Annotated in this window: 34 protein-coding genes; 8 read left to right on the forward strand and 26 right to left on the reverse strand. The window is 54.4% G+C overall.

What is annotated here, in order from left to right:
* Positions 1 to 10: 10 nt before the first annotated feature.
* The 9 genes from H7848_RS08795 to phnG form a co-directional block, all read right to left on the reverse strand.
* Positions 11 to 1,204 (reverse strand): alpha-D-ribose 1-methylphosphonate 5-triphosphate diphosphatase, encoded by a 1,194-nt coding sequence (locus tag H7848_RS08795; protein WP_208350273.1) that lies wholly within the window; start codon positions 1,202 to 1,204, stop codon positions 11 to 13.
* 70 nt (positions 1,205 to 1,274) lie between these two features.
* On the reverse strand, positions 1,275 to 1,820 hold the full coding sequence (gene phnN, locus H7848_RS08800) for a phosphonate metabolism protein/1,5-bisphosphokinase (PRPP-forming) PhnN (protein WP_208350275.1): 546 nt from the start codon (positions 1,818 to 1,820) through the stop codon (positions 1,275 to 1,277).
* Positions 1,817 to 2,500: a phosphonate C-P lyase system protein PhnL gene (gene phnL, locus H7848_RS08805; protein WP_208350278.1), complete on the reverse strand. Its 684-nt coding sequence runs from the start codon at positions 2,498 to 2,500 to the stop codon at positions 1,817 to 1,819. The genes phnN and phnL overlap by 4 nt, the downstream gene beginning before the upstream one ends.
* A 9-nt stretch (positions 2,501 to 2,509) precedes the next feature.
* Positions 2,510 to 3,280, reverse strand: a complete 771-nt coding sequence (phnK, locus tag H7848_RS08810; protein ID WP_208350280.1) for a phosphonate C-P lyase system protein PhnK — start codon at positions 3,278 to 3,280, stop codon at positions 2,510 to 2,512.
* Positions 3,277 to 4,134, reverse strand: a complete 858-nt coding sequence (locus tag H7848_RS08815; protein WP_419555505.1) for an alpha-D-ribose 1-methylphosphonate 5-phosphate C-P-lyase PhnJ — start codon at positions 4,132 to 4,134, stop codon at positions 3,277 to 3,279. Before H7848_RS08815 ends, phnK begins: the two co-directional genes overlap by 4 nt.
* Positions 4,131 to 4,730, reverse strand: coding sequence for an HAD family hydrolase (locus tag H7848_RS08820; protein ID WP_208350282.1), 600 nt, complete (start codon positions 4,728 to 4,730; stop codon positions 4,131 to 4,133). Before H7848_RS08820 ends, H7848_RS08815 begins: the two co-directional genes overlap by 4 nt.
* The gene (locus H7848_RS08825; RefSeq protein WP_208350284.1) at positions 4,727 to 5,815 is read right to left on the reverse strand and encodes a carbon-phosphorus lyase complex subunit; all 1,089 of its coding nucleotides are present in this window, start codon (positions 5,813 to 5,815) and stop codon (positions 4,727 to 4,729) included. Before H7848_RS08825 ends, H7848_RS08820 begins: the two co-directional genes overlap by 4 nt.
* Before the next feature lies 1 nt (position 5,816).
* The gene (phnH, locus tag H7848_RS08830; protein ID WP_208350286.1) at positions 5,817 to 6,383 is read right to left on the reverse strand and encodes a phosphonate C-P lyase system protein PhnH; all 567 of its coding nucleotides are present in this window, start codon (positions 6,381 to 6,383) and stop codon (positions 5,817 to 5,819) included.
* The gene (phnG, locus tag H7848_RS08835; protein ID WP_208350457.1) at positions 6,383 to 6,838 is read right to left on the reverse strand and encodes a phosphonate C-P lyase system protein PhnG; all 456 of its coding nucleotides are present in this window, start codon (positions 6,836 to 6,838) and stop codon (positions 6,383 to 6,385) included. The genes phnH and phnG overlap by 1 nt, the downstream gene beginning before the upstream one ends.
* Before the next feature lie 126 nt (positions 6,839 to 6,964).
* On the opposite strand from phnG, the gene phnF reads away from it, so the two are divergent.
* The gene (phnF, locus tag H7848_RS08840) at positions 6,965 to 7,657 is read left to right on the forward strand and encodes a phosphonate metabolism transcriptional regulator PhnF (RefSeq protein ID WP_208350459.1); all 693 of its coding nucleotides are present in this window, start codon (positions 6,965 to 6,967) and stop codon (positions 7,655 to 7,657) included.
* Here phnF and H7848_RS08845 read toward each other — a convergent pair.
* The 5 genes from H7848_RS08845 to phnC all read right to left on the reverse strand — a co-directional run bounded on the left by H7848_RS08845 (position 7,648) and on the right by phnC (position 12,285).
* The gene (locus H7848_RS08845; RefSeq protein ID WP_208350288.1) at positions 7,648 to 8,265 is read right to left on the reverse strand and encodes a DapH/DapD/GlmU-related protein; all 618 of its coding nucleotides are present in this window, start codon (positions 8,263 to 8,265) and stop codon (positions 7,648 to 7,650) included. The two genes, phnF and H7848_RS08845, sit on opposite strands and share 10 nt — an antisense overlap.
* 2 nt (positions 8,266 to 8,267) lie before the next feature.
* The gene (phnE, locus tag H7848_RS08850; protein WP_208350290.1) at positions 8,268 to 9,581 is read right to left on the reverse strand and encodes a phosphonate ABC transporter, permease protein PhnE; all 1,314 of its coding nucleotides are present in this window, start codon (positions 9,579 to 9,581) and stop codon (positions 8,268 to 8,270) included.
* The gene (gene phnE, locus H7848_RS08855) at positions 9,578 to 10,450 is read right to left on the reverse strand and encodes a phosphonate ABC transporter, permease protein PhnE (protein ID WP_208350294.1); all 873 of its coding nucleotides are present in this window, start codon (positions 10,448 to 10,450) and stop codon (positions 9,578 to 9,580) included. The genes phnE (H7848_RS08850) and phnE (H7848_RS08855) overlap by 4 nt, the downstream gene beginning before the upstream one ends.
* 62 nt (positions 10,451 to 10,512) lie before the next feature.
* Entirely contained in the window at positions 10,513 to 11,427 is a 915-nt protein-coding gene (gene phnD / locus H7848_RS08860; RefSeq protein ID WP_208350297.1) for a phosphonate ABC transporter substrate-binding protein, read from the reverse strand.
* A 45-nt stretch (positions 11,428 to 11,472) separates the two neighbouring features.
* Entirely contained in the window at positions 11,473 to 12,285 is an 813-nt protein-coding gene (gene phnC, locus H7848_RS08865; protein WP_208350300.1) for a phosphonate ABC transporter ATP-binding protein, read from the reverse strand.
* Positions 12,286 to 12,359: 74 nt separating this feature from the next.
* Here phnC and H7848_RS08870 point away from each other — a divergent pair, with 74 nt between their 5' ends.
* Positions 12,360 to 12,806 (forward strand): hypothetical protein, encoded by a 447-nt coding sequence (locus H7848_RS08870; RefSeq protein WP_208350302.1) that lies wholly within the window; start codon positions 12,360 to 12,362, stop codon positions 12,804 to 12,806.
* 24 nt (positions 12,807 to 12,830) lie between these two features.
* Here the strand turns inward: H7848_RS08870 and H7848_RS08875 are convergent, their stop codons facing one another.
* From H7848_RS08875 to H7848_RS08930, 12 genes are all read right to left on the reverse strand, one after another.
* On the reverse strand, positions 12,831 to 13,232 hold the full coding sequence (locus H7848_RS08875; RefSeq protein WP_208350304.1) for a hypothetical protein: 402 nt from the start codon (positions 13,230 to 13,232) through the stop codon (positions 12,831 to 12,833).
* 105 nt (positions 13,233 to 13,337) lie between these two features.
* Entirely contained in the window at positions 13,338 to 14,390 is a 1,053-nt protein-coding gene (locus H7848_RS08880) for an EscU/YscU/HrcU family type III secretion system export apparatus switch protein (RefSeq protein WP_208350306.1), read from the reverse strand.
* Positions 14,387 to 15,193 (reverse strand): type III secretion system export apparatus subunit SctT, encoded by an 807-nt coding sequence (gene sctT / locus H7848_RS08885; RefSeq protein ID WP_208350308.1) that lies wholly within the window; start codon positions 15,191 to 15,193, stop codon positions 14,387 to 14,389. Before sctT ends, H7848_RS08880 begins: the two co-directional genes overlap by 4 nt.
* On the reverse strand, positions 15,193 to 15,462 hold the full coding sequence (locus H7848_RS08890) for an EscS/YscS/HrcS family type III secretion system export apparatus protein (protein WP_208350309.1): 270 nt from the start codon (positions 15,460 to 15,462) through the stop codon (positions 15,193 to 15,195). Before H7848_RS08890 ends, sctT begins: the two co-directional genes overlap by 1 nt.
* Before the next feature lie 7 nt (positions 15,463 to 15,469).
* A complete protein-coding gene (gene sctR / locus H7848_RS08895; RefSeq protein WP_208350312.1) occupies positions 15,470 to 16,135 on the reverse strand; it encodes a type III secretion system export apparatus subunit SctR in 666 nt (221 codons plus the stop codon).
* Positions 16,128 to 17,084, reverse strand: coding sequence for a FliM/FliN family flagellar motor switch protein (locus H7848_RS08900; RefSeq protein WP_208350322.1), 957 nt, complete (start codon positions 17,082 to 17,084; stop codon positions 16,128 to 16,130). The genes sctR and H7848_RS08900 overlap by 8 nt, the downstream gene beginning before the upstream one ends.
* On the reverse strand, positions 17,077 to 17,577 hold the full coding sequence (locus tag H7848_RS08905; protein WP_208350325.1) for a hypothetical protein: 501 nt from the start codon (positions 17,575 to 17,577) through the stop codon (positions 17,077 to 17,079). The genes H7848_RS08900 and H7848_RS08905 overlap by 8 nt, the downstream gene beginning before the upstream one ends.
* Positions 17,564 to 18,892, reverse strand: coding sequence for a FliI/YscN family ATPase (locus H7848_RS08910; protein ID WP_208350328.1), 1,329 nt, complete (start codon positions 18,890 to 18,892; stop codon positions 17,564 to 17,566). Before H7848_RS08910 ends, H7848_RS08905 begins: the two co-directional genes overlap by 14 nt.
* A complete protein-coding gene (locus H7848_RS08915; protein ID WP_208350330.1) occupies positions 18,885 to 19,493 on the reverse strand; it encodes a FliH/SctL family protein in 609 nt (202 codons plus the stop codon). Before H7848_RS08915 ends, H7848_RS08910 begins: the two co-directional genes overlap by 8 nt.
* Positions 19,486 to 20,058, reverse strand: a complete 573-nt coding sequence (locus H7848_RS08920; RefSeq protein ID WP_208350334.1) for a hypothetical protein — start codon at positions 20,056 to 20,058, stop codon at positions 19,486 to 19,488. Before H7848_RS08920 ends, H7848_RS08915 begins: the two co-directional genes overlap by 8 nt.
* Positions 20,058 to 20,816: a type III secretion system inner membrane ring lipoprotein SctJ gene (gene sctJ / locus H7848_RS08925; RefSeq protein ID WP_208350339.1), complete on the reverse strand. Its 759-nt coding sequence runs from the start codon at positions 20,814 to 20,816 to the stop codon at positions 20,058 to 20,060. The genes H7848_RS08920 and sctJ overlap by 1 nt, the downstream gene beginning before the upstream one ends.
* 2 nt (positions 20,817 to 20,818) lie before the next feature.
* The gene (locus H7848_RS08930) at positions 20,819 to 21,226 is read right to left on the reverse strand and encodes a hypothetical protein (RefSeq protein WP_208350341.1); all 408 of its coding nucleotides are present in this window, start codon (positions 21,224 to 21,226) and stop codon (positions 20,819 to 20,821) included.
* A gap of 161 nt (positions 21,227 to 21,387) precedes the next feature.
* Between H7848_RS08930 and H7848_RS08935 the strand changes: the two genes are divergently transcribed.
* From H7848_RS08935 to H7848_RS08960, 6 genes are all read left to right on the forward strand, one after another.
* Positions 21,388 to 22,005: a hypothetical protein gene (locus H7848_RS08935; RefSeq protein WP_208350343.1), complete on the forward strand. Its 618-nt coding sequence runs from the start codon at positions 21,388 to 21,390 to the stop codon at positions 22,003 to 22,005.
* Between the two features lie 171 nt (positions 22,006 to 22,176).
* Entirely contained in the window at positions 22,177 to 22,422 is a 246-nt protein-coding gene (locus H7848_RS08940; protein WP_208350345.1) for a hypothetical protein, read from the forward strand.
* 41 nt (positions 22,423 to 22,463) lie between these two features.
* On the forward strand, positions 22,464 to 23,966 hold the full coding sequence (locus tag H7848_RS08945) for a hypothetical protein (RefSeq protein ID WP_208350347.1): 1,503 nt from the start codon (positions 22,464 to 22,466) through the stop codon (positions 23,964 to 23,966).
* A gap of 38 nt (positions 23,967 to 24,004) precedes the next feature.
* Positions 24,005 to 24,214, forward strand: a complete 210-nt coding sequence (locus H7848_RS08950; RefSeq protein ID WP_208350350.1) for a hypothetical protein — start codon at positions 24,005 to 24,007, stop codon at positions 24,212 to 24,214.
* A gap of 69 nt (positions 24,215 to 24,283) precedes the next feature.
* A complete protein-coding gene (locus H7848_RS08955; protein ID WP_208350356.1) occupies positions 24,284 to 25,135 on the forward strand; it encodes an FHA domain-containing protein in 852 nt (283 codons plus the stop codon).
* Positions 25,136 to 25,147: 12 nt separating this feature from the next.
* Positions 25,148 to 25,504, forward strand: coding sequence for a hypothetical protein (locus tag H7848_RS08960; protein WP_208350359.1), 357 nt, complete (start codon positions 25,148 to 25,150; stop codon positions 25,502 to 25,504).
* Positions 25,505 to 25,508 lie beyond the last annotated feature (4 nt).

Genomic DNA, 25,508 nt, shown 5'->3' on the forward strand with positions numbered 1-25,508 from the left:
CATTTGGTGATCAGCCGACCCTGACGCCCTGGCTCCAGACGCCCTGCAAAACCGGGAAACGATCTGCGGTTTTGACTCTGATAACGTCCCCACGCAACCCTTTTTCCAGGTTTCCCCGGTCCATAAGACCGGCAGCTTGGGCAGGGTTTTGTGTCACACAAGCAACCGCCCGTGGTAAATCGCTCCAAAGATCGGCCAGTTGAAATGCTGACAACAAAAGCGCCGATGGCACATAATCCGATGAGATAATGTCCAACAGTCCGGCCTGGGCCAGGTCTTTCGCGGCGACGTTGCCGGAATGTGATCCGCCACGAATAATGTTTGGGGCACCCATCATCACGGCGATGCCTTTTTCGTGACAGGCGACTGCGGCCTCTAGCGTGGTGGGAAATTCTGCAAAGCCGACACCATTTTTGTAAGATGTGGTGACCTGTTCTACGGTTGTATCATCATGGCTGGCCAGCACGGCACCATAGCGGTTGGCCTCGATCACAGCGCCCGCTTCGTGCTGGGCGCCATAGCGTTTCTGAAGGTCCTTCAGATCGGCGACGTGTTCGATGAATTCGGCGTCCGACATGCCGCGTTTCTTTGAGACATAGGTTTTTAACGCGGTCAGATCGCGAAACTGACGTTGGCCGGGCGTGTGATCCATCAGACTGACAATGCCAATGCGATCTTCTGGACCGAATTCCGCCATCTCCTCCAATAGGGTTTCCGAACAGATTTCGGCACGCAGATGTATGAAGTGACTGATACGCAGATGGCCCGCCGCGCGGACATCCATCAGTTCATTGGCCAACTTTCGGGCGTATGCATCGTACCGAGCCTTGCTGTCATGGATCGACCCCACGCGCAGCGCATCGAAAACCGTTGTAATGCCGGTCGAAGCCAGTTCGCGATCATGTGCCAGAATGGCTGGCATATGGGGCCAGTCGACATCAGGGCGTGGTTCGATGTGACGTTCCAGGTTGTCGGTGTGCAATTCGACCAGACCAGGTAGTATATAATCGCCCTCGCAATCAATCGTGCCTAAGGGAACAGAACCGCCTTCAATAAGATCGGTGATTTTGCCGTCTTCGATTGTGATCGCACCCGTCATCACCCGGTCGGTCAGCACCAACTGCGCATTTGCAAAGCAAACGGATCCTGTTCGAGCTGTTGCAAGGTTCTCAGATGGATGGTCGGGGCGAAATGGTGAGTTCATATCACATACTCATCTTCAAGAAGCGGGGGATGCTTCGGTGCGGTGGATTTCACGACTAATGGTTTCAAATCTAAACCCTCTCGGCCTGAATGGCCACAAGAGCCGCGGCAATGGTTTCGTCCAGTGGCCCATTATTGCTGATTTCCGTGACATCCACTGCGGCGGGTATCGGTTTTTCGGACCGTGCCAGGCGATTTGCGATCTGTTCGGCGGTCTCGCGTCCGCGCCCGGCCAACCGTTCGGCCAATATGTCTGGGCTGGCGGTGATCTTCAGGACCAAAAGCTTCGGAAAGACGGATTTTGCATCCATCAGCACGCCGCGGGACAGGTTTGCGATACAGGTATCACCGGCTGCAATCCTTTCAAGTGTTGTCGCAGGAATGCCGTATTGCAATCCGTGTGCTGACCATTGCAGGCAAAAAAGGCCCTGCGCTGCCATATCAGAAAACTGTGTCGCAGTGACGGCGGTATAGTCTTCGCCACCCAATTCGGATGGGCGCGTGATGACCCGCTTGACCCGATGTATATCAGGTGCGGCATCGACGATCCCGCTGATAATGCTGTCTTTGCCAACCCCGGAGGGTCCGACAACGGCTATCAGGCGCCCGCCGGTCATACGGCCAGAGCCGGTGTAAACCGACTGACATCTATTTCGCGATCGCAGACACGACTGCGCGCGGCTTCGTCGTGAAAAATGCCGATAATTGCTGATTTGCGCGCCTTGGCCTCTTCAATCAGGGTTAGAACGACTTCGCGATTGGTCGGGTCAAGACTGGCGGTCGGTTCGTCCAGCAATAGCGCGGGATAGTTGTGCGCGAAGCCCCGCGCGATGTTCACACGCTGTTGTTCACCCCCCGAAAAGGTAGTCGGCGAAAGGGACCAAAGCGACGGGAGGATATTCAGGCGTGATAGAAGATCGCGCGCGCGATTTTCGGCGGTTTCAGCCGGGACACCAAGGGATCGCAGTGGTTGGGCCACGACATCCAGTGTGGGTACCCGCGGCACCACACGCAGAAACTGGCTGACGTAGCCCAACACTTCGCGCCGCAGCCGTATGATATCGCGCGGGGCCGCTTGAACCAGATCGGTACCATCAATGCTGATAACGCCACTTTGGCTTAGATAGTTTCCATAGATCATGCGCATCAGCGTTGATTTTCCGGCACCCGACGATCCGGTCAGGGCAACACATTCACCAGGGGCGACCGTCAGGTTGACGTTGCCAAGCACTTCGATCACGGCGCTGTTCTGGTTGTGCAGAGTGAATGTTTTTGAGACGTTTTTTAGTTCAATCATCATCTTGCCTCATACCTGCAGGACCGAGCTGACCAGCAATTGCGAATAGGCATGCTGCGGGTCGTCAAGAACCTGATCGGTCAGGCCCTGTTCCACCACGCGACCCGATTTCATCACCATCAATCTGTCTGCCAAAAGCCTGACGACCGCCAGGTCATGCGTCACGATAATTGCAGACAAACCCATATCGCGCACTAGCCCGCGCAATAGGTCCAGCAGCCGCGCCTGCACACTGACATCAAGACCACCGGTCGGTTCATCCATGAACACCAGACGCGGGCCCGTGACCAGATTACGCGCAATTTGCAGCCGTTGTTGCATTCCACCGGAAAAGGTGGTGGGTCGATCATCGATGCGGTTTTGGTCAATCTCGACCCGGCCCAGCCAATCTGTGGCCGTCTGCCGGATGGTGCCGTAATGCCGTTGACCGACGGCCATCAGCCGTTCACCGACGTTGCCACCTGCGCTGACACCCATGCGCAAACCGTCGCGTGCATGCTGGTGAACAAAAGCCCAATCCGTGCGACCAAGCATGCGGCGTTCGGGTTCGGACATGGTCACTGTATCACGTGGGCCCTCAGTGCGCGTGTCAAAGACAACCTCACCACGATCGGGCGCCAGATGCCCGGCCAGACAGTTCAGCAGGGTCGATTTGCCAGACCCGCTTTCACCAACAATGCCCATAACCTCGCCCGGATAAAGATCAAAGGAAACGTCGGCGCAGCCGATATGCGGACCATAGTGCTTTGCCACATCACGAACGGATAAAAGTGGAGTCATGCCGCGAACTTTCCCTTATGCCCGGCTGCCTGCCGTTTTTCGCAGTAGTCAGTGTCGGAACAAACAAACATCCGGTTGCCAGCGTCATCCACGATGATCTCGTCCAGATAGCTTTCATTCGATCCGCAAAGGCCGCAGGGTTGATCCGCTTTGGATGGATCAAACGGGTGATCGTCGAAATCCAGGCTGATGACTTTCGTGTAGGGCGGCAGCGCGTATATCCGCTGTTCGCGGCCCGCGCCGAAAAGCTGGATGGCCGGATTGTCGTCCAGCTTGGGGTTGTCGAACTTTGGAATGGGCGAGGGATCCATGACATATCGCGCCTCAACCCGGACAGGATAGGCATAGGACGTCGCGATGTGGCCATGGCGACTGATATCTTCGTATAGTTTCACATGCATCAGACCGTATTCTTCCAGACTGTGCATTTTTCTGGTTTCGCTTTCGCGCGGTTCCAGAAAGCGCAAGGGTTCGGGAATAGGCACCTGATAGACCAATATCTGATCTTCGGTCAGCGGCTGTTCCGGAATGCGGTGGCGCGTCTGGATCACTGTCGCGTCTTCTGTGGCAGTTGTCGTCTCGACACCCGCCGTTCGTTCGAAAAAGCTGCGGATGGATACCGCATTTGTTGTATCGTCCGCACCCTGATCGATGACCTTGAACCGATCTTCCGGTGTCAGAACCGCCGCTGATACCTGAACCCCACCCGTGCCCCAACCATAGGGCATCGGCATTTCCCGTGACGCAAAGGGCACCTGATATCCGGGAATGGCCAGTCCTTTTAGGATCGCGCGACGGATCATGCGTTTGGTCTGTTCGTCAAGATAGGCGAAGTTGTAGGTATCCTGCATCATAGCAAGCCCCTTACTTTAAAATCGTTTTCCAGTGTGGCGGAGTCGATGAACTGAACGGCGTCCATACCAACGGCCTTAGCCCCCGCAACATTATGCGCGCCGTCATCAATGAAAAGACAGTCATGTGCGGTAATATCTGCACGTTCACACAGCAGTTCAAAAATGGCGGCATCGGGTTTCTTGACCCCCTCACGACCAGAAACGACCAGCGTTTCAAAGACCTGATCAAGACGAGGATGAACTTTTATCCCCTCTGGCCAGGTTTCAGCGGACCAATTCGTAATGGCGTGGATGCCGTGGCCCGCCGCCATTAGTTGATCAAGCAAATCCCAGGTGCCCATGATCGCATTGGGAACGGTTCGGATATATCGACTGACATATTCAGAAAAGAGATCGCGGTCGTCTGCATTAGGAACTTCAGCAGCCAACTGATCAAAACGTTCGCCACCGTCGGCCCGGCTGTTCAGCGCCATGAAATTCGTTCTCGCAATAAAATCACGCGCCCCGTCCTGGCCCAGATCATCGGACCAGGCAAGGTGCGGTTCCCATTCAACCAGAACGCCGCCAATATCAAATATGATATGTCGTTTGGTCATTCCGCAGCCTCTGCCACATTATCGGCCATAGCTTCGCGGCGCAGTTTTCGGACCAGTTCCAACTCGGACTGAAAATCAACGTAGTGGGGCAGTTTGATGTGTTCCAGAAAACCCGTCGCCTGGATGTTGTCGGCGTGGTACAAGACAAACTCAGCGTCTTGTGCAGGGGCGCCGACGTTGTCTTCGCCAAGCTCTTCCCAACGCAACGCACGATCGACCAGTGCCATGGAAATAGCTTTGCGTTCTGTCTGACCAAAGACCAGACCATAGCCGCGCGTGAACTGGGGTGGTTCGCTTTTTGAGCCCTTGAACTGGTTCACTGTTTCGCATTCGGTCAGGGTGATTTCGCCTATTTCGATGGCGAAGCCAAGTTCTGGGATGTCCATCTCAACCGCGACGGACCCGATGCGCAGTTCCCCCACAAAAGCATGGTTACGGGCGTATCCGCGCTGTGTCGAATAGGCCATGGACAGCACAAAGCCCTCATCCCCACGGGTCAGGGCCTGCAATCGCAGTGGCCGATCCGCGGGCATTTCCAGGGGTTCGCGGGTCAGATCGGGTGGTGTTGTGTCATCATGTGGCGCTTCCTCGATCAACCCTTCTGCGTTCAGAAAATCGATCACATGGGGGATCGCCGTGGCGTCGGTATCGCGGTTCGGCGCCTCAGCCGTTTCGCCCTCGGCGGCCAGTTTGAAATCCAGCAGACGGTGGGTGTAGTCGAATGTCGGCCCCAAAAGCTGACCGCCCGGCACATCCTTGAAGGTTGCTGAAATACGTCTGTCGCAGGCCATTTCTGCCGTGTTGACGGGGTTTGAGCTGCCAAAACGGGGCAGGGTGGTCCGATAGGCGCGGATCAGGAAAATCGCCTCGATCAGATCACCGCGTGACTGTTTGATCGCCAGTGCGGCCAGATCCGGATCGTAAAGCGACCCCTCGGCCATGACGCGATTGACGGCAAGTGATAGCTGTTCGCGTATCTGTTCAATCGATAATTCAGCGACAGACGTGTCGCCGCGCCGTTCTTCGGCCAGCCAGGTATGGGCATTTTCGATGGCCCGTTCGCCGCCTTTGACAGCAACATACATCTTACGACACCTCCGTTGACCGGGGCAGCGCCGCCAGTCGGTCGCCGCATGTGAAAATGAAATCCAAACCAAGTGGAAACTGAGCGTGATTTTTTTGAAATGCCGTAGTTTCTGGAAGCTTCAGGTTGGCTGCGCCCTTGATGCCGGGCCCCGTCAGCCGTTGGCCGTCATTCGTCAGATTGTCCGTTTCAACGATAAGCGTGGCGGATCTGTCCGGGTAAGCAGGCGTTCCGATTGGATAGCTGGACAGTGGTCCCAGATCATCCCAATGGCCTAGAGCAAAGACGCAATCATTTGGGCCAGCAAAGGGTGCGCCGGTGTGGAATGAAATCCATGTCCGCAAATCGGTCGTGTCAAAAGACCCTGCAAGATGAATGGGTGTATCAGGGTCGCAAAGTGTCAGCAAAGCCGCCCCTGCCGCAGGTGACAGTGGTGCGGGCGGTGCCACAACGCCTTGGATCGTTTCAATTTTGCCAGGTCGCGCCATGGCGTTCATCACGCCGCGAAACACATGAGCAGCATCAATGGGTGGGTTGCTGAAACCGCCGTCAAGCACATCGGTTTGCATCAGTCCTCTCCCCTGACCATTGTGAAGAAATCAACTTTTGTCGCGGCGGCTTTGCCTGCGCGTTTGGTGCGGGTTTTGGTCATTTCGTCTTGCAAGGGTTGCAATACCTGCTCTGATACATTGTTTGCCGCATCGGTCTGCATCAGTGCATCCACAATCGCTGCGGCCTCGGCATCGGTTTTGCGGCGGCCTTGAATATAAGCATGCCCCACTGTGCCTGATGTCAGCTTAAGCGCGCATCGGGTCACTGTCATTTCACCCAGATTGAACGGACTGCCCGTCGCCCCCGCGCGGCCCTGAACCATCACGCTGCCGATCTCGGGCGGGCGCAGCCAGGTAAAGTCGGGGCGGTCCATAAAGCCGTCAAGCAGCGTCGAAATACGCCCGCTTGGCGCCTTAGCCAGTAGGCTCATCCATTTCTGGCGCTCTGTTTTTGTCTCGGCAGTATCTTTCATCTCGACAACTTTGGCATATACTATACAACTAGACATATGTTATCATATCCGCAGCAGTACACCAGTGGAGATTTGTGAAGATTGAGTGACACAAAGAACCCGAAAAGAAGCCCCACGCCGATCTGGATGTCGATTGCCGGTACCCTGCGGAGTGATATTTCTGAGGGGCGATATGAACCCGGTGACAAAATGCCGACCGAGGCTGAACTGGCCGCGCGGTTTGGCGTCAATCGGCATACTGTTCGTCACGCGGTGTCACATCTGGTGGACGAGGGCCTTGTGCGCAGCCGTCGTGGTGCAGGCACATTTGTGACGGCAAAGCCCACGGATTATCCCATCGGCACGCGCGTCAGGTTTCACGAAAACCTGTTGGCGGCGGGGCGTCGGCCGGAAAAGCGCATTCTTCAGATCGAAACCAGGGCCGCGACACCGGGTGAAGCAAAGGCACTTAGTATCGTGGCCGGTGACAGCGTTTGCGCCTATCATGGTCTGTCTTTGGCCGATGAACTGCCGATCGCCGTTTTTGAAAGTGTTTTTCCGCAAACACGGCTGCCAAACATCGTAAAAGCCTTGTCTGGCACCAGTAGCGTCACGGCGGCGTTGCGATTGGCCGGTGTCACGGATTACACGCGGGCCTCGACCCGTTTGACGGCCGTTCTGGCCAATGCCACCCAGGCGCTGCATCTGCAGGTCAAAGAGGGTGATCCACTGTTGTTGTCAAAGGGCGTGAATGTCGGGTCGGATCAAATGCCGGTCGAATACGGGCGCACCTGGTTTTCCGGGGACCGCGTCACGCTGACACTAGATCATCAGGTCTGATACTTTTCGAGAAAAGCTTCGGCGGACAGGCTACGGAAGTCATCCAAGGCGTTTCGCAATTGTTCATGCGGCCAGTCCCACCAGGCCAACGCGATCAACCGCTCGGCAACTTCTGGCGGCTGTCGCAAGCGCAGTGGCTTGGCGGGCGTGCCTGCAACGATTGTGTAGGGGTCAACATCCTTGGTCACGACCGCACCTGCAGCGACAACCGCACCATCGCCCAATGTCACTTCGGGTTTGATCATTGCGCCGGCTCCGATCCAGGTATCATGCCCGATGTAAGCGCGTCGCGATTTTCGATGTTCGAAGAAAGCCGCGTCGGGTTCGGCATCATCCCAATAATCGTCCGAGCGATAAAGAAAATGATGGCAGGCCGCAGTTTGCAAAGGATGATCCGTCGCGCCAATCCGGCTGAACGCGGCGATATTGGCAAGTTTTCCGATCGTCGCGTTGGCGATATCGGCATAGCGGTCGCAATAGGAATAATCGCCGAAACTGCTATATGCGATGCGACTGCCTGCGCCGACCTCGGTATAGGCACCAAAATCGCTTTCAGTTATACTGCAGCCGTCGTGAATAAAGGGCTTTTCCCGAAACAGTCGTGGCATTCTTAGTCTTTTCGCCCGATCAATCGTCCACGCAACCAGCCCGAGACTGAGTCCATGAACATCACCATGACGACGACAAGTATGATGTAATAGGCGACTTCCTCCCAGTCTTTCTGTGTCTGGATGGCCTGCGTCAGCATCAGGCCAATGCCGCCGCCTGTGATGGCACCGATGATCGTCGCAGAACGGGTATTCGATTCCAGAAAATACAGAATCTGGGCCAGCAGAATCGGAACAAGCTGTGGAATGACGCCAAACCGATACCGCTGCAGCGGCTTGGCACCGGTTGAGTTAACCCCCTCAATCTGCTTTTCGTCGACATTCTCAAGGGCTTCGGAGAATATCTTGCCGAACGTACCGGTGTCGGTGATCAGAATGGCCAGCGATCCGGTCAGCGGACCCGGACCAAAGGCGCGGGCCAGAACCACTGTCCAGATCAAGGCATCGACACCGCGGACGAAATCGAACAAACGGCGGGTCGCGGCGCGTACCAACATAATCGGTGCAAAGCGCTTGGCGGCCATGAACGACAGGGGCAGGGCGATGATAGCGGCCCCAAAGGTGCCAAGGAAGGCCATCAGGATGGTTTCGCCAATGGCCCAGGCGACTTCGTTGTGGCGCCACATCGCATTGTTCCACCAGTCGTAAACTGCGCCTTGGATATTGCCACGCGCAGGGTCGATCCGATCACCGAACAATATCTGGCCCAGCCCATATCCGTGATAGGGGCTTTCGAAGGTAAACCAGAAAAGTTCCCATCCGGGGAAATAGTTGAAAACCTCGGTCTTGGAGCCGGTGATTGTAATGCGGCCCTCTGGTGTTGTTATAGCTACGCGTCGATCAGATGCGCTGATCCAGTCGGGGATCTGACCCCCCAGATTGGTGGTAATCTGGCGCCCTTCGGCCTGCGCCTCGATCAGACCAAAGCTGGGAACGTCAACCTCGGTACGGTTGTCGGACAACAGCCGCACGATCGTATCCGAACCCAGGTCGATTGTGGTAATATCCTGTCCGCTGACCCAATCGGGGCGCTGTCCGTCAGGGTATCGGCCTTTGCGTTCACCCTCGACCGCGTATTCGATTTCACCTGTGCGGTTTGATCGGGTCACGTGAACCTTATAGGACCAACTGTCCGAGGCCAACGTGACGGCGTTGTCCCAGTTGGCGCGTTTGGCAAGACCTGCGATATCAAAAGCAAAGAAAACATAGATGAAGTAGACCAAAATCACCGCCGGAAAGGCGAAAGCCACCAGCTGTTTACGCTGCATCAAGGCATCGGTGTTCGATTTGACAAGGTCCAGATCAGCACTGGTCATCCGTTTTGCCCCTCGGTCAGGCGGTTGCGATAGCGGCTTGAGATCTGGTCAAACAGAACGATTGTTCCGAAAAGCAGGATGAAAATCGCCGCGGCCTCGTCAAAGCGACCGGGACCCCAGGCCATGGCGTTACGCAGCTCATACCCCAGACCACCTGCGCCGACGAACCCCAGAATGGCCGAGGCGCGGATGTTAATCTCAAACCGCAGCAATGTGTAGCTAAGGTAATTCGGTGCGACCTGGGGCAATACGCTAAGCCACATTTTCTGCAGCCATGTGGCGCCGGTCGATGACAGGCCTTCGACCGATTTCAGATCGGCATTTTCGGCGACTTCGGAAAACATCTTTCCAAGTGCGCCCGCGCTGTGAATGGCGATGGCGATCATGGCGGGCACCGGCCCACCGCCCAGAACAAAGATCAGGACAAGCGCGATAACGATCTCGGGCACTGCGCGCATGATGTCCATGGTCCGGCGAAAAAGCGGGATCAGAACGGGCCAGCGCGCCAGGCCACGTGTTGACAGAAGCGACAAGATCAGACCGGCCGACGCGCCGATGATGGTCGACACGGCTGCGATATTGATCGTCTCGATCAGTGCCGGAAAAAAGCGAGCAATTAGCCCGGGCAGGTCCGCACGTTTTTCCCAGGCTTCTGAGATAACCTCAGCCGGATAGTCCCCAATATTCAGCACCCCGTCCCAAAATCCGCCAGCATTGCGCGCATCGGCGATGTTGAACCCCGCCACCATCAGTATGACGAAGATCAACAGCGTCAGACCGCTATAAAGGCGTCGGCGCTGGACCTGTGCCATGTAGTGCGACTGGATTTCGATCACACCGGCAGGATGGGGTGAGGCAGCATCGGTCATAAGTGGGATCCATAAAGTAGGTCTGGCAGCCTTATTCAGACTGCCAGACAAAAAAGGCGAACTTATCCGCCGATCTTCGCTTTGCGAGCTTCTACAATCGAAATATACGTTTCGTGGGTTACTGGCTGTGCGCCCAAATTATCCCCTGCAAATACGCCATACGAGCATTCCGGGTCGTTTTCATAAAGATTGTCGACCAGTTCAGTCATTTTTGCTTTAACATCCGCGGGAAGCGCTTTGCGAAGAACGACCGGCCCTTCTGGAATAACGTTGGACTTCCAGATTTGAACAAGCTCATTCATATCGACAAGTCCTGCATCGACAGCTCTGCGCAATGCACCTGAATTATAGCCGTCTTCCCAGTTTCCTTGTGCATCGGCCCATGTGACGCCGCCATCGATATCGCCATTGAAGACCGCAACGATTGTTTGTTCGTGGCCGCCAGTGAATTTGACTTCACCAAAGTAATCACCTGATTCCATCGTTGCGCCAGTTGATTGTGGAATTTCGATAGATGGGATCAGATAGCCAGAGGTCGAGTTCGGATCACCGAAACCAAAGACCTTGCCCTGCATGTCTTCCAAGGATGTTATGCCGCTGTCAGCACGTGCAAAACCGATTGAGTGATAGCCGATTGATCCGTCCATGTTCACTTTTACCAGAACGGGTTCGACGGCTTCTGGATCCTGCAGGTAAGTCGCTGCATAGGCCGAGGCGCCCAGCCATGCCATATCAATCGTGCCACCCAACAGACCCTGGATCACACCGTTGTAGTCAGCAGGTGCAAATAGTCTGACCTCTACGCCCAGTTCTTCGCTGGCATAATCCTGCAGGCAGCTATAGCTGTTCATACGGTCCTGAGCGTTCTCACCACCTAGGATGCCGATGCGGAATTCGCTGATTGTGTTGCTGTCGGCAAGGACGGCAGTTGTCAGCATGGTTGATGTTGTCAAAGCAAGGGCTAGGGTTTTCTTCATTGGTCTCTCCGTTGGTGAAGTGCCCGTAGGGCGGGGCGGTTATGATCAGGCTGGAACGGGCCTTTGCGCCGTCTGCGTATTCAGTGTTTCGATTTCGGTTGATGTCGCGGCTTCGGAAAAATCTGCGCCCGCACCGTAGATGTCGCGGGCGACACCGGTGGTCAGCTGTTCCGGTGTGCCGTCAAACACGATCCGGCCGTCGCGCATACCGATAACCCGGTCGCAATACCTGCGCGCGGTATCAAGCGTATGCAGATTTGTGATCACCATGCGCCCATCTTCTTCGTAGATACGACGCAATGCCTCCATCACGATTTGCGCGTTCATCGGGTCAAGGGACGCAATCGGCTCGTCCGCCAGTATCATCTGTGGGTCCTGCATAAGCGCGCGGGCAATTGCGACGCGCTGCTGCTGGCCACCTGAAAGCGCTTCGGCCCGTTTGGCCGCCTGTTCTGCGATGCCCAGGCGATCCAATATGTCGATCGACTTGTGAATGTCGGCTTGTGGATACAGGTTAAACATCGTGGCCAGGGTCGACCGACGGTTCAGTGTTCCATGCAGCACGTTCGACACAACATCCATACGCGGCACAAGATTGAACTGCTGAAAGATCATCGCGCAGCGGGACTGCCAAGCGCGGCGCTTGGCACCTTTCAGGGTCGTAATTTCTTCGCCTTCGAAGCGGATGGATCCGCTTGTTGCATCGCTTAATCTGTTGATCATGCGTAATAGCGTCGATTTCCCCGCGCCAGATCTGCCGATGACACCAATCATCATGGGTTTATCGACCGTGAAGCCGACCGTATCGACGGCCCTCTTGGAGCCAAATGATTTTGTCAGTGCATCAACAGAAAGCATGCGGATCCCCCAAGTGTCGGGGATGGGGCTAAGCTGTGGCTGCTACGATTTTGTGAAAGAAATGATTCAGAACCGTGAAGCTTTTTTCGCAGAAATACGACAGCTCGTTTCGAATGCTTTTAAAGAAGCGACAAGCTTTACGGTTTTATCAATATATTAACGCACACCCGGCAAACCGTCATAAAGCTGTTACAACCTACAAACTGGTGATAAGTAAAAGTATGAAATCCAGGCTTGTATATGCGCTAATCATCGCATCTTTGCTGCCGCGTGTGGCATTTGCGCAGATCCGCGATATTCATTGCGACGACCGCGCGCGCCTGGAAGACCGCTTGTCAAATATTCTGGGTGCAGAGCGGCAGAGCCGCGGCTTGCGGGGGCCTGACGCTATTCTTGAGGTGTGGCTTCAACCATCATCGGGCGAATGGACGATGGTACAAAGCTATGCAAATGGCACCGCATGTATTGTGGCCATGGGTGAGCACTGGGAAACGCTGTCACCTCAGCCAGATCCAACCTGATATAAGGGTTTTGGGGGTGCTGGCTCAGGGTGTTGTCAGGCCTGATCCAATCAAGATATCCGCATGACTGCGCAAGACAACGATACCTTGCGAATTACGCAGGTCTGATAGCAGATCGGATAGCGTGCACGTCACTGTTGTCAGATCGACATTGCGATAGACGATGGCTGACAACCAACGAAGGTTGTTTGATGTGGCGTTGACGGGAACAACTAAAGATACTTTACGAACATGACGATAGTTGTCGTTCATCACCAAGTCGTAGGCGGCATGGATGTTCCGGTAATGCAGCGTCTCGATGTCCAGGAAACGCGTGTGCACATCCGACACAAGGTTGTTTGACGCGGGTGTGTCTGCAGGAATGTCAAAGTAGTCTGTTGGTGGTTGATCTAGGATTTGCTCTGCCGGTGCGGAAAACGAAAACATGGGTGACGTCCCTTATCTGGATGTGATGTTCATGTTCCTTCTATGGCGCGATTGACTTACAGCAGCCTTGCAAGCGGAAAATAATTGGTGGGATTTATTGCGCTTTTACATGCCGCGCCGTCGTAATGTCGAAAGGTGAATGGCCCGCGCCACTTGCGAAAAATCACGTTTCTTAATGTGAGTCCCCAGCGTGGCCCCTTTGTGCAGACGATTGGCCAGTTCTTCATTGCGGTGAATGGCGATCCCGCGATCAAGTGCGGCTTGCAGAAGATAATGTGCGCCGTCGTCTGTGCCTTTGGCCACGAACATCGGAACAGGTGTATCATCCTCGTCATATCTCAGGCCGATCGCCGCGCTTTGGCCTACAATCAGCAAAGTTGCCTGATCGATCCCCAGTTTGCCGCCCGATGCGCCTGAGCTTTCCATCCTAAGATTGCGCTGAGCGGATTTGATTTCCGGGTTTCCGTCGCTGTCTTTTCGTTCTTGCTTGGCTTCGGTCTGGGTCATTTTCATGTCTTTTTCGAAAAGCCACTTCTGAAGCGGAATATCAGCCGCGCCAGCCACCAGAAAGACAACAACAGATGCGATCATGATCGCCATAATCGTCCAGATCAGCGCTTGCTGGACGCAGCCAAGACCGCAAAACGGCAGATAAATCAGCGATCCAGATGCAAAGCTGATCAAAATCCCCAGGATCGCACCCAAGACAAGGAGTTTGAAAAGCGATTTCAGGAATTCGATCAAAGCCCGTATTCCAAAGATCCGCCCAAAACCGCCGATCGGATCCAGATTTGATAATTTAGGCATAATGGCTTCGGTCGCGAACAGAAAGCCTTTGTTCAGCACAAGGTTCAAAAGAACCGTCAAAGCGATAACAATCAGCAACAGCGGTGCGATCAGACCAACACTGTCCGCGAATGCCGAAGCGATGGCCGTGGTGGCGATATCTTCGAATGGCTGGTCCAAAGCATGAATGCTGTTTTGAATCTGGCCTTTCAAAAAGCTTGCTATAGCGCGGACCTGAATGACGATGAACAGCAGCATACCAGCAAAGACAATGGCCGTTACAAAATCGCTGAAATGGGCGATTTGCCCTTTCTCGCGCGCATCCGACAGTTTCTTTTCAGACGGCGGCAGGGTTTTTTCTTCGCTACTCATATTGGCGCGAAGGATCTTAGTTTGCCGATCATCTCCGAGGTGTCAGGAAATGTATCAATGATGAAGCCCGGTAGGATTTGAATATAGGCAACTATAAAGACACAAAACAGCACATTTTTCAGAAGTGGTGCCAAAGTATAGCTGGCCAATTGTGGCGCCAGTTTCGACAGCCCCATGATGGAAACGTCGCTGAGTATGAACAGGACCAGTACAGGGCCTGCCGTCAGAAGCCCGACATAGGCAATATCATCCAAGATCATAAGCGCGACGTTCATGGCGTCGGTCCCGAAATTTGGCGTGTACCGGTCCAGTGGCCAAAACGTATAGCTGCTGAAATGAACTTGGATCAGCATTTGAAAACCGCCGCTGGCGGCGAAAAGAACGATTGCTGCAAAGCTCAGGAATGACGCAACAACAGACGACTGTGACTTTGTGCTGGGGTCATCCAAACCCTCGGCTGCAACGTCGCGTTGCGTATCAATGATTTCGCCCGCAGCCTGGATCGACCAGAAGGGAATGCCCAGAAGAAATCCGAACAATGCACCGACGGCGACTTCCTTGCCGACGTAAAGTGCCTGCCAAACGCCCGATAAGTTTAGGTTTGCAACCTGATCGCCAAGCGGACCCACCACCGGCAGCGCAATTGCCAGCGCAATGCCCCCCTTGATCAACTGACCGATCTGAACGCGGGTAAAGACCGGAAAAACGACCATGATCCCCAGCATTCTTGCCCCAGCCAAAGCCCAGTGAAACAGGGTTTCATACAAATCCCCATAAAGCGTCTGAAACGCCTGCTGATCCATCACGGCACCATCGTCGGAAAGCCCGCGAAGATGCTTTCTGTAAACTGGGTCAGCGGATAGAAGATCGATCCGGCCAATGATGCAAAAACGCCTATGACGACGAACAGTTTAACCGTCTGTGGCAGGGTCTGATCCTGGATTTGGGTGGCTGCCTGTAGAACGCCCACAATCAGTCCAACAGCCAAAGCAGCTGCAAGTGGGGGCAGGACGATTGTCATGAAAATGCCCAGCGCGTTCGTGACAGTGATCAGGATATCTGAATACTCCATCGCGCCCTCATAGTCCCGGTGTGTAGGTTAACAGCAGCCCGTGCAACAACAGCGACCAGCCATCGACGGCGACGAATAAAAACAGCTTGCACGGCGTCGATATGATAGTGGGGGTCACCATCGACATACCCATCGCCATCAGTATCGTTGTGACGATCAGATCAATAACAACAAACGGCAAGTACAACAGAAAGCCGATTTCAAACGCACGTTTTAACTCTGTGATTAAAAACGAAGGCATCAAAACAGCCAGATCTGTGGTCTGGGCCTGACTTGCCCGATCCTCGGGCCAGACCTGAGTCGTTGCGTCCAGAAAGAAGGCGCGTTCAGCCTCGTTCGTGAAGTCCATCAAAAACGCTTTGATGGGGCCTTGGGCCTGTTCAAAGGCCGCAATCCAGTCATCCAAAGTGTCGAAATTGCTGTCAAGCGCCAGAACCTGATCGATGACGCCCTGCACCACAGGCGCGCTGATAAAGGCCGTCAGCGTCAGTGCGATCGCGTAAAGCACGATGTTCGGCGGTGTCTGCTGAATCCCAATCGCGTTGCGGACGATGAACAACACGACAGAAACCTTGATAAACGACGTTGTGGTCACGACCAAGAACGTGACCAGCCCCAGCCCGATTGTAACACTGAGGATGGCCAATATGGTGGGCGAGCTGTCCTCAATCATCGACCCGGTCCCGAAGCTGCACGCCAATCCGGTCGCCGATCTGAACCAGCTCACCGGTTGCGATCAAACGACCGTTGGCCAGAATACGGACAAAGCTGTCGTCAATCCGGCTGTCAAACCGGAAAACATGGCCTTTGCCAAGGGTTTCAATCTTGTGCAAGGGAACGGTTTGCCGACACAGTTCGAAGGTTAGGTCGATATCGATATTGTGCAGTGAAACTTGTGCAGTTGTGGTATCCAACGCCATTTTGAGATCCTCCTGTAGCGTTATGGTGTGATGGTCGAACGTCACGTCCGCCATCAGGTTTGGGTAAAGGTGAAAGGTTCCGCGATCCGCCGTGATCGGTTGGTCATTGGGGATGATCACATCACCGCGGCCAAGGTCAGAAACGGTGCTGACTGGTAAGTTGACATGACCAATACGCAGACTGGCTGTCATTGGGACATGGCCGGTGTCGGTTTTCGGCGCGGGATACTGTGTCAACAGCATCGTGGCCGCATCCGTACCACTCAGCGAAGCGGCGTATAAATCGGTGCCATATTTGATCGTGAATGACGCAGTTGCAGGCGCTGGCTGACAAACTGCGGTAAAGGTAATGGGCAGTCCCAGTCTTTCTTCCAAAGGGGCAAGCACATCATCAAGGATCAGGTTGGTCAAAAAGCACAAATCTGATGTTTCGATCTGTTCAGGGCGATCGTTGGCTATCTTGTCGATCAGTTCCCCGGGCAGTCCCAAAACGGCGTTGATATCCCCGATTTGAAGCTGCAAAAATAGATCGATCTGATCTGAAGCATGCATGTCCACTGACAGTGAAACGCGCTTTCCATTCAGTCTGCCCAGTTCGATGCAATCCAATGTGCAAAGTCGGTTGTGCAGGTCCAGATCGTTGATCTCGACAGGTCTTGGACGCGCGCGTATGACCTTGTTGTTTGGGATGAACTCAACCATGCCACCCCCCCAAATTTTGCAAGGTGAAAAGGTCTGAGACCTCATCCTCTTCTTCGATTGTGGCTTTGTTCATTGCGGACTGCTGATATGAGCGTCGCAGCTGCTCGGCCAGTGCCTGCCAGCCTTGCAGTGACTTGGTTTCTTGCCGAAGAATCCTGTGCCCGCTGTCCAGCTGTTGCTGATGTTCGCCGACACTGACCAAGGCATCAGCGTACACGCCGCTGGCGGCATCTGTACATGCTTCTAGCTGTTTCATGATCTGGTGGTGACGCTGCAGATCCAAACCGGTCAGGCGCCGACCAGGCAGGGTGCGATAGGCGTCTTGTTTTCTTGCCTTTTCTATTTCTGTGGCCTCTTTCAGCCCGATTTCTGCATCCTGGGCCTGAGTGTGGGCGGCTGACAGATTGCCTTGCGCTTTGGCGTAATGTGCCATCGCTTTGTTGTGGCGGTGCTGGCGCAGTTGAAGCAAAAGGGCGACATCATTCGGTTTCATGTGCGATCCCCTGCAGTGCGACAAGCGTGTCGTCAAAGCTGCTGAATTCATCAGTGCCTTGCTTCAGAAACGCTTTTATTTTTTGGTATTTAGCCAAAGCCTCATCAGCTTTCGGATCGGCACCGGGGGTATATTCCCCCACTTTGACCAGAAGCGAGATGTCATCATATGCCGCCATCAGATCACGAAGATGCCCGGCTGCTTTTACATGATCGGGCTCAGCAATCGTGTTCATCAACCGGCTTTTGCTGCGCATGATATCGATGGCCGGATAGTGATTTTCGGCGGCCAACTTAGCGGATAGGATCAGGTGACCATCCAGAATACCGCGGGTTTCATCGGCGATGGGGTCGGCGGTACCATCGCCCTCAACCAAAACAGTATAGAAGGCCGTAATCGAGCCAGTCACGCCAGGACCTGCACGTTCCAGCAGGTTTGGCAGCATAGTGAAGACCGAGATCGGAAAACCACGCCGCGTGGGCATTTCACCGGCTGCCAGTCCTATTTCACGCTGCGCGCGGGCAAATCGGGTCAGGCTGTCCATCAACAGCAACACGCGCTTGCCCTGATCCCGGAAATACTCGGCAACGGTTGTGGCTGCAAAAGCTGCCATGACACGCTCACCGGCGGGGCGGTCGGATGTAGACACGACCACAACCGATTTTTTCATGGCCTCCGGGCCCAGGTGATCCTGAACGAATTCGCGCACCTCGCGTCCGCGTTCCCCGATCATGCCAATCACGCAGACGTCGGCCGCACATCCCTTGACGATGGAAGACATCAACGTCGATTTGCCACCGCCCGCTTCGCCATAGATGCCGATGCGTTGCCCCTGACCGCAGGTCAGAAAACCGTCGATCGCGCGTATCCCGCAGGGTAAGGGATCTGAGATTACGTGCCTTTGCATCGGATCAGGCGCGGATCGGTGGATCGGGTTGAACAATGTCGACTTTATCGGGGGGCGGCCATCCATTGGTTGGCCAAAACTGTCGATCACGCGCCCCAACAAATCGTCCGACACTGGAATTTGCCCAAACTGCGCCAGCGGGACGACTTCTGTTTTAGTGGATAGTCCGCGGATATCGCCCATTGGTGTCAAAACCGCATGCCCATTGGAAAATCCGATGATTTCGGCCAGGATCTGGGCCTTGCTGTATGGGTCGCGAAGGTGGCAAAGCTCGCCTATTCGCCCGGATAGAATTTTGGCGTAAAGGGTCGAGCCCGTGATTTGCTGAAGGCGCCCGACGGTCTGAAAAAGCCGAACCTCGGCCAAATCGGCACACAGTTTAGCAGTATGTGGCGAACCGTTACTCATCGCCCACCTCCGCCATCAGAACAGCCGCGAGTTTTTCGAATTGCCTGTCTATCGACAAATCTACAAAACCAGACGACAGGCGCAATTCGCATCCATCCGGATGAACAGCGGAATCGAACTCAAGAACTGCCGGGATTTTGCTGGATTGGATAACACTTTGAACACGCGTCTTTTCTTCGTCAGACGCACGGGCTGACATAACAACGGTGATGGATTTTTCGTCTCGATATGCCGTCAAAGCCGCTTCAACAATGCCGGACACGATGTCTTGCGCAGGCAGACTGGAGACCAGCTTACGGGCGATTTCCATGGCTAATATCTGAGCGTCGTTTTCTATCTGCTCCAGTCGACCGGTCAATTCAGCGGCGATATCTGTCAGCGCGGCTTTTGCGGTAGCCAAGCCATCGTCATAGCCTTCTTGCCAACCCTCTTTTTTCGCGCTGCGAAACGCCTGTCGCCCTGCATCTGTCCAGCGCTTGGCTTCGTATTCTGCCAACAGATATGTTTGTTCCGCCTGGATACACAGCTCTAGCTCATTGGCTTTGATCACCGTTGGCAATGGTACGGGCAGGACATCTGGGCGTAGATTATGGTCACGCATCTGTTGCCTCCAATGCCATTTGAAACACCTCGGGGGCAGGGTGTGGCAGCGGTGATGCGTGGTCACATTCGGACACGGTCAACCGGATCAGACGCACCTCGGCATCTGACAGTGTGTTGATCCAGCCCGCGAAAGCACATTGTCCGATATGACGAATGATTTCAGTTGAAATGGTGCAGCCAATCAGACCGGTCGGGGACTGATCACAGGCCATTGCGAATTGATAGGCTTGTTCGCCGATGTCCCCGATAATGGCCTCGACCGCGGATTTCTTGATCAACTGCCGCAGGTAATATGCGCACAAGGCTGCGCCTGCGTAATCCACCGCACGTGACAGTCGTGGGTGTCCGTGTTGCGCAAGGGTCAGAACACCATCCGAAATCTGCCGCAACTCAAGGCAGCCAACAATATGCGATGCCAAGATCCGGCACATCCGTGGACTTTGACCGATATCATCCCAAACCGTTTCCGGCAGAAGGGGGCGCAGTTTACTCTGTGCCATCTCGGGAACGATATCTGCGATTTTTGATGCAATGATCGCGGTATGATCTGCAGGGGTACGCATCACTGCCCCCCCTGTTCTATGGGACTGGTGATCAGCCCATGGGACGTTTGGCGCAAATGCCAGCTACGCCATCCAATCAGGCCGATGGCAGGTATGCAAAGTGCGATAAAGGCCCCCAGAACGATGGCCTGCAGGGTGGACATTGCCGGCGCGCGCGGTGGCGCCAAGGTTACCTCGCTTTTTGTTTCGACCGGCACCATCACGACTGAGACCTTGTCGTATTTCAGGCCCTCAATGCTGTTGGCGACCAGCATTTTGATCTGCGGGACAAGAGGCTGCAGATCAAACGCCTGATCATGGCGAATGAAAACCGATGCAGATGACGGCTTCTGATCCCTCGAAAACCTATCAGAGGTGGGTAACACCACATGCGTTCGCGCGGACAGTACCCCATCAATGTCAGAGATCGTGCGCGATAGCTCTTCTGTCATAGCAAAAACAAAGCGCGCCCGTTCTTCGGTGGGCGAAACAACAAAGCCTTCGCCTTTGAATACGTCGCCCAAGGTAGCGTAGTCGCGGCGCGGGTAGCCATTGGCGCGCAAAACTTCGACCGCATCAGAAAAACGTGTTTGATCCACTTGCACCGTGATCAGGCCACTATTGCCGGGAACACGCGTCGCATTGATCTGATGGCGATAAAGCGTCGATATGATCTCATTCGCTTCCTGCTCGTTCAGGTCGGTATAAAGATCGGTCTGGCATCCGGCCAAGGCCAAGACCAACGCCGTTGAGCAGATGATGTTTCGAACCACATGCATCTTCAGTTTCCCGACATCAGCTTGTTCATTGAACTGGGCAACTGCGTGCCGACTTTGGCCACCAGTTCCAGCTCAATCGCGTGATCAAAAGTGGCCTTAAGCGACTTCATGGATTGTTCAAAAGCTGCATTGTCCGCGGGTAAAGGTGCAGACGCGGGGCCATCTGGTAGACGACGGACGGATTTGATTTGCGCCGCTTCAGTCGCTCCAAGCGCCTTGTGATTTTCCACAATATCACTGATCCGGGACGTCAGATTTTCCGTAGCGGATGAGGGCGACTTGACACTGTTCTGAACAGATAGATCTGCGGCGATCTGCATCTGATCTAAGAACGCCTTTCCGTTTTCGGCCGTCGGATTATCAGGCAGTGCGACGTCGCCTGAAGGTGCATTTGATATCTTGGGATCCATAGCTTTTCCTCATTCAATCGCCGCCATGGGCAATGGCGTTGTTGTCTGAGGTAACGGGCGATTCTTACGGCTGCCTTACGTCTTTGTTTTCACAGCGGGGCGTTGTGCGGTGGGAAAAAGATCAATATGTATCGGCCTGATAGATCCGCATGAGGTGCGCCATGACAGTCGTCGTCCAAACCCGTATTCGGGCCGTTCTGATCAGAACCGCTTTGGTATCTTTATGGCTTTTTAGCCTTGGTTTTCAGGCACTTCATGCAGCGCCGCTAAAGCTGGAAGATCAGGAAATGCCTTATCTGATCATCGATCAGAATCTGCAGTCGGTGCTGGCGGATTTCAGTGAAAGCTTTGACGTGCCCATTGATATCAACGATGACGTAAAGGGTCAGGTTCAACGGCTTTCAGGCGATTTTACGCCCGAGGGCTTTTTGCACCATCTGGCGCTGACCCATGGGTTCAGTTGGTACTACGACGGGCAGGTTATACACATTACCCCTGTCGAAGACGATCAAACCGTTATTCTGCAAATGAATGACATATCGTTTGATGATTTTCTGCTGACATTGGAAGAGCTTGGGATCGCCGACGAACGGTTTCCCGTTTCTGAAGCGGGTGAGCAGGGTCTGGCCCGGGCATCAGGACCGCCACGTTATATCGAGCTTTTGTCCGAGGCCTTTCACGCCATACTACAGCCGACACCTGCGGCACCCAAACCCACCGGTACCCTGACCATCATCCAGGGCAACGATCGCCAGTCCGTGCCGCAAACGCGCAACTAAGACTGGCACCGTCCCGCCGCAGGGCCGACCCCTCGCATTTTCTTTCCAGCCGTCAGGTTACGGCAAGGTTTCAGGCCCATGCATTATGCACGGTCGGAAAACGATCAGCTGATCATTTCGACTTGTATCATTGCAAGGGGGCCTGTGCCCTGACGCGAAAAGGAGAGAAATATGAGCTTTTTAAGTGGTCTGGGAGATATTGTCGGAAAGGGTCTGCAGATCGGTGGTCTTGTCACCGGCAATCCAGGTCTGGCCGCTGCCGGTAAAGGTATCGACGACCTGACAGAAGGTGGCGGACAAGCTGCCGCCCAGTTTCAACAGGCGCTGAACATGCAGATTGCATCGTTTGCGTCGAACGAACTGTCCAACATGCAACAGATGGATGAAGAGGCGTTCAAGGAAATGGACGAAACCTAAGTCATCCAAAACTTTCACCACAAAACGAAAGGAGATAGCAAATGTCTATCCCAGGAGTAGGTGGCGCCCATACCGTCACCGCGCAATCGGATGGAACTGGGCTTCAGTTTGGCACCGAATTTGCCAGCAAACTGAAGCAAAGTGCAGATCGCATCAGCGATTTTGCAGACAAATCCGGTTCTGAATTCAAGAACGACAGCAGCTTGTATCAGGAAGGCGCCCGTTTGGATAAGTTGCTTCATCAAGGTGTGCAAAGCTATGCCACGGGAAATGCCAAGGGCCTGAATGATGATAGCAAGGACTATCTGACAAATCTATCGCGTCTGATGGGCCAGCCCATGGCCGGTGCGCGCGGTGAAGGCGGCAGCACGGCTCAGCTTGATTACGTTGCAGACAGTCTGCGTGGTATTCTGACGCCCGTGGTCGACACCCGGTCCGGTGGCTCTGGCGGCGCCAGTGCTTCGGGTTCGGTTGGTACAGCAGGCAATATGGATGCAGCCAATGTCATGTTGGATCGTATCAAATCAGCCGATACGTCAGAGGCCAAGGCAGACGATATCCTTGATCTGATTGCCATTCTTAAAAACGGCATGGGTGGTGCATCCAAACCGGATGCGTCTACACCTGCCAAGGGTGATGATGCAGTAAAAGCGGAAAAGACCGCCGACAGTGCTGCTGAAACACCCGCTGTGACCAATGGTGAAGTATCCAAGGCTGAACCAAAGGCACCCATGCCGCCTGAACAGCGGCTGGTCGGCGATCAGCTAATGGCCATGATGGAAGCGCCCGAAGGTGCCGGCCTGACGCTAGAGGACGGCAAAGGCGGTGACATGGGTATTGGGGTGAAAACCAAAGGCGCCTCGAAAGACAACGGTCATGATGAGATCGGTGGTGATGAGGTTCTGAAGTTCCACGCACCCGAAGGCACCCAAGGCGCTGAAGTCGATATCGTCGATCTTTTCGGTGACAAGGGTGGCAAGCCCCAGGAAAAGGGGATCATTACCGTGAAGGACAAAGATGGTAACGTTCTGGACACCATCGAAATCCGCGGCAACAAAAGTGGTGATCAGACGGTAAAGATTGACCAGCCCTTCGCGACGCTAGAGTTTAGCACGCCTGAAGGCCGTTCAGACTTTGCACCATCCGGCATCACGCTGAACCCGACCGGTGGCACATCTGCTGACCCAATGCCTGTTGGTGAACTGTCAGGTGATATGTCGCAGCTTTTGTCGGCAATGATGGAAATCACGACCTTCATTAACTCCAGCACATCGCTGAACGAATCCACTAAGCAAAAGCTGATGGGTGATGTAACGCAAGTGCTGGAACAAATCGTCAAATCGCAGGATGACGCGGGTGAAGGTGGTGAAACTGTAACTGCGACCGAGGCTGCAGGCGTTCTTGATGCAATCAAGATCTTGACGACCAGCCTGAAAACCACCGGTGACGATACATCCGAAAAGCGGCAGGGGCTTGATGCTTTGGCCACTGGGATCGCCGGACTGAACGGCATCGTCAATCCCGTCGATGTTCAAACCGCGTAATCTTAACTGAACTTAACCAAACCTGAAGGAGAAATACCATGGCAACCGTATCCGGAGCATCCGCAGCAGACGTTGGCGCAGCAGCAGATTCGTCGGCAGCTGTCGGCGGCGGCGAATTTGGCGCAATGATGGGCGAACTGCGCGCAACCTTTGATGAAGCGCAACGCCGCAATGTCGAAATGCGTAAGCTGACCACCGAAGAAGGCACCGAACTTGGTGTCGCCAAGAAGGGCATCCAGCCTGTCTAAATCAAAAGACGGGGCGTTGTTTTGCAGCGCCCTGCTTATCCCCATCTGTCACGAAAAGTGGTATTTGACATGCCTTGCAATCTTACCGTTCGTTCAGGAAATCATGCTGGCGCACAGGACCCGCTGACCGAAGGACGCACGCTTATTGGTCGGTCGTTGGCCTGCGATATTGTGCTGTCGGATCAGCAGATCGCGGATGAGCATGCCGTGCTTTATGTCAGTGGCCTGAATGCGACGCTGACTGCACTGGAAAAGGACGTTCACGTCGTGGATCAGGGTATCGTGCCAGCTGGGCATAAAGCCAAAATCGCCTTTCCGGCTGATCTGCAGCTTGGGGATGTCGTACTGCATTTCGACATGCCGCAGAATCGATCCAAGCTGATCCTGGCCGTCGCCAGTTGTGTCGTCGCAGCTGTCATCAGCTTGTCGATCACTGCGAACGCAATGAATTCTTCGGACCTGCCACTGCCACTGCCCACACCAAAGAACGTGGTCGAGGATCATCCCCGGCCGACCCTGCCAGATATGACACAGATGGCTTTTGATGCACTGGATAAACGTCTTGAGCAGGACGGTCTGCATCGGACGATCCGCTTGACACGCAACGATGGTGCATTGTCGGTTTCTGGTGGTCTTGGCGTCGACCAGATGGCAGTCTGGAAAGATATCGAGCGGTGGTTTGATGCATCCTTCAGCGACACGGCCTTGATCCGTGATGTTCACCCCAGCCAAACCACCACATCAACGGGAAAGACACCCACAATTCAGTCAGTCTGGTTCGCGGGCAAGCCATTTATATCTGTCAGCGGGGTTCGATACCACGAAGGCGCAAAGCTGCCAAATGGTTGGACTCTATTGAAAATCGGCAAAGATACCGCACGATTTCAGGCTTTTGAACAAACCATCGACGTGAAATATTAGGGGATCGGATGAATGCAGGTCAGGCCCTTATCCCCTCCAGTTTCGACGCAAGGTATCGCGGCACCTCGGAATGATATCGGCCTGTTCAGGTCCAAACTGAATGCGGATTTTTCATCTGATTTGCTGGTCCCCAAGCAAAAGCTGCCTGTCCCCGGCCTGTTTCGCACGCTGCTAGAGTTTGTAACGCCCCCGCGTCCATCAGGACAGACTATCAACAATGCCGAAATCCAGATCGAACTGCGGTCTGCTTTGCTGACGCTTGAACACAGCGCAGACGTTGACGATTTGGCGGCCGCATCAGCGATCCGTTGCGAAATCGAGAAGATCGAAATTCTGCAACAACAACTGAATTCGCTTTTGAAGGGATAATATG

This window comes from Pseudaestuariivita rosea (genome assembly GCF_017592335.1).
Taxonomy (GTDB): Bacteria; Pseudomonadota; Alphaproteobacteria; order Rhodobacterales; family Rhodobacteraceae; genus Parasulfitobacter; species Parasulfitobacter rosea.

What these genes read in the sequence shown, in the direction of transcription:
- H7848_RS08900 (WP_208350322.1), bottom strand. Translation starts at nt 17,084, where the DNA reads ATGGTTGAGTTCATCCCAAACAACAAGGTCATACGCGCGCGTCCAAGA.
- H7848_RS08955 (WP_208350356.1), top strand. Translation starts at nt 24,284, where the DNA reads ATGCCTTGCAATCTTACCGTTCGTTCAGGAAATCATGCTGGCGCACAG.
- H7848_RS08915 (WP_208350330.1), bottom strand. Translation starts at nt 19,493, where the DNA reads ATGCGTGACCATAATCTACGCCCAGATGTCCTGCCCGTACCATTGCCA.
- H7848_RS08815 (WP_419555505.1), bottom strand. Translation starts at nt 4,134, where the DNA reads ATGATGCAGGATACCTACAACTTCGCCTATCTTGACGAACAGACCAAA.
- H7848_RS08820 (WP_208350282.1), bottom strand. Translation starts at nt 4,730, where the DNA reads ATGACCAAACGACATATCATATTTGATATTGGCGGCGTTCTGGTTGAA.
- H7848_RS08905 (WP_208350325.1), bottom strand. Translation starts at nt 17,577, where the DNA reads ATGAAACCGAATGATGTCGCCCTTTTGCTTCAACTGCGCCAGCACCGC.
- phnD (WP_208350297.1), bottom strand. Translation starts at nt 11,427, where the DNA reads ATGAAGAAAACCCTAGCCCTTGCTTTGACAACATCAACCATGCTGACA.
- H7848_RS08875 (WP_208350304.1), bottom strand. Translation starts at nt 13,232, where the DNA reads ATGTTTTCGTTTTCCGCACCGGCAGAGCAAATCCTAGATCAACCACCA.
- phnE (WP_208350294.1), bottom strand. Translation starts at nt 10,450, where the DNA reads ATGACCGATGCTGCCTCACCCCATCCTGCCGGTGTGATCGAAATCCAG.
- H7848_RS08880 (WP_208350306.1), bottom strand. Translation starts at nt 14,390, where the DNA reads ATGAGTAGCGAAGAAAAAACCCTGCCGCCGTCTGAAAAGAAACTGTCG.
- phnN (WP_208350275.1), bottom strand. Translation starts at nt 1,820, where the DNA reads ATGACCGGCGGGCGCCTGATAGCCGTTGTCGGACCCTCCGGGGTTGGC.
- phnH (WP_208350286.1), bottom strand. Translation starts at nt 6,383, where the DNA reads ATGCAAACCGATGTGCTTGACGGCGGTTTCAGCAACCCACCCATTGAT.
- H7848_RS08890 (WP_208350309.1), bottom strand. Translation starts at nt 15,462, where the DNA reads ATGGAGTATTCAGATATCCTGATCACTGTCACGAACGCGCTGGGCATT.
- H7848_RS08945 (WP_208350347.1), top strand. Translation starts at nt 22,464, where the DNA reads ATGTCTATCCCAGGAGTAGGTGGCGCCCATACCGTCACCGCGCAATCG.
- H7848_RS08845 (WP_208350288.1), bottom strand. Translation starts at nt 8,265, where the DNA reads ATGCCACGACTGTTTCGGGAAAAGCCCTTTATTCACGACGGCTGCAGT.
- phnF (WP_208350459.1), top strand. Translation starts at nt 6,965, where the DNA reads ATGTCGATTGCCGGTACCCTGCGGAGTGATATTTCTGAGGGGCGATAT.
- sctR (WP_208350312.1), bottom strand. Translation starts at nt 16,135, where the DNA reads ATGATTGAGGACAGCTCGCCCACCATATTGGCCATCCTCAGTGTTACA.
- H7848_RS08825 (WP_208350284.1), bottom strand. Translation starts at nt 5,815, where the DNA reads ATGTATGTTGCTGTCAAAGGCGGCGAACGGGCCATCGAAAATGCCCAT.
- H7848_RS08960 (WP_208350359.1), top strand. Translation starts at nt 25,148, where the DNA reads ATGCAGGTCAGGCCCTTATCCCCTCCAGTTTCGACGCAAGGTATCGCG.
- sctT (WP_208350308.1), bottom strand. Translation starts at nt 15,193, where the DNA reads ATGGATCAGCAGGCGTTTCAGACGCTTTATGGGGATTTGTATGAAACC.
- phnG (WP_208350457.1), bottom strand. Translation starts at nt 6,838, where the DNA reads ATGAAAGATACTGCCGAGACAAAAACAGAGCGCCAGAAATGGATGAGC.
- sctJ (WP_208350339.1), bottom strand. Translation starts at nt 20,816, where the DNA reads ATGCATGTGGTTCGAAACATCATCTGCTCAACGGCGTTGGTCTTGGCC.
- H7848_RS08950 (WP_208350350.1), top strand. Translation starts at nt 24,005, where the DNA reads ATGGCAACCGTATCCGGAGCATCCGCAGCAGACGTTGGCGCAGCAGCA.
- phnE (WP_208350290.1), bottom strand. Translation starts at nt 9,581, where the DNA reads ATGACCAGTGCTGATCTGGACCTTGTCAAATCGAACACCGATGCCTTG.
- H7848_RS08935 (WP_208350343.1), top strand. Translation starts at nt 21,388, where the DNA reads ATGACAGTCGTCGTCCAAACCCGTATTCGGGCCGTTCTGATCAGAACC.
- phnC (WP_208350300.1), bottom strand. Translation starts at nt 12,285, where the DNA reads ATGCTTTCTGTTGATGCACTGACAAAATCATTTGGCTCCAAGAGGGCC.
- H7848_RS08940 (WP_208350345.1), top strand. Translation starts at nt 22,177, where the DNA reads ATGAGCTTTTTAAGTGGTCTGGGAGATATTGTCGGAAAGGGTCTGCAG.
- H7848_RS08910 (WP_208350328.1), bottom strand. Translation starts at nt 18,892, where the DNA reads ATGAGTAACGGTTCGCCACATACTGCTAAACTGTGTGCCGATTTGGCC.
- H7848_RS08930 (WP_208350341.1), bottom strand. Translation starts at nt 21,226, where the DNA reads ATGGATCCCAAGATATCAAATGCACCTTCAGGCGACGTCGCACTGCCT.
- phnL (WP_208350278.1), bottom strand. Translation starts at nt 2,500, where the DNA reads ATGATTGAACTAAAAAACGTCTCAAAAACATTCACTCTGCACAACCAG.
- H7848_RS08920 (WP_208350334.1), bottom strand. Translation starts at nt 20,058, where the DNA reads ATGCGTACCCCTGCAGATCATACCGCGATCATTGCATCAAAAATCGCA.
- H7848_RS08795 (WP_208350273.1), bottom strand. Translation starts at nt 1,204, where the DNA reads ATGAACTCACCATTTCGCCCCGACCATCCATCTGAGAACCTTGCAACA.
- phnK (WP_208350280.1), bottom strand. Translation starts at nt 3,280, where the DNA reads ATGACTCCACTTTTATCCGTTCGTGATGTGGCAAAGCACTATGGTCCG.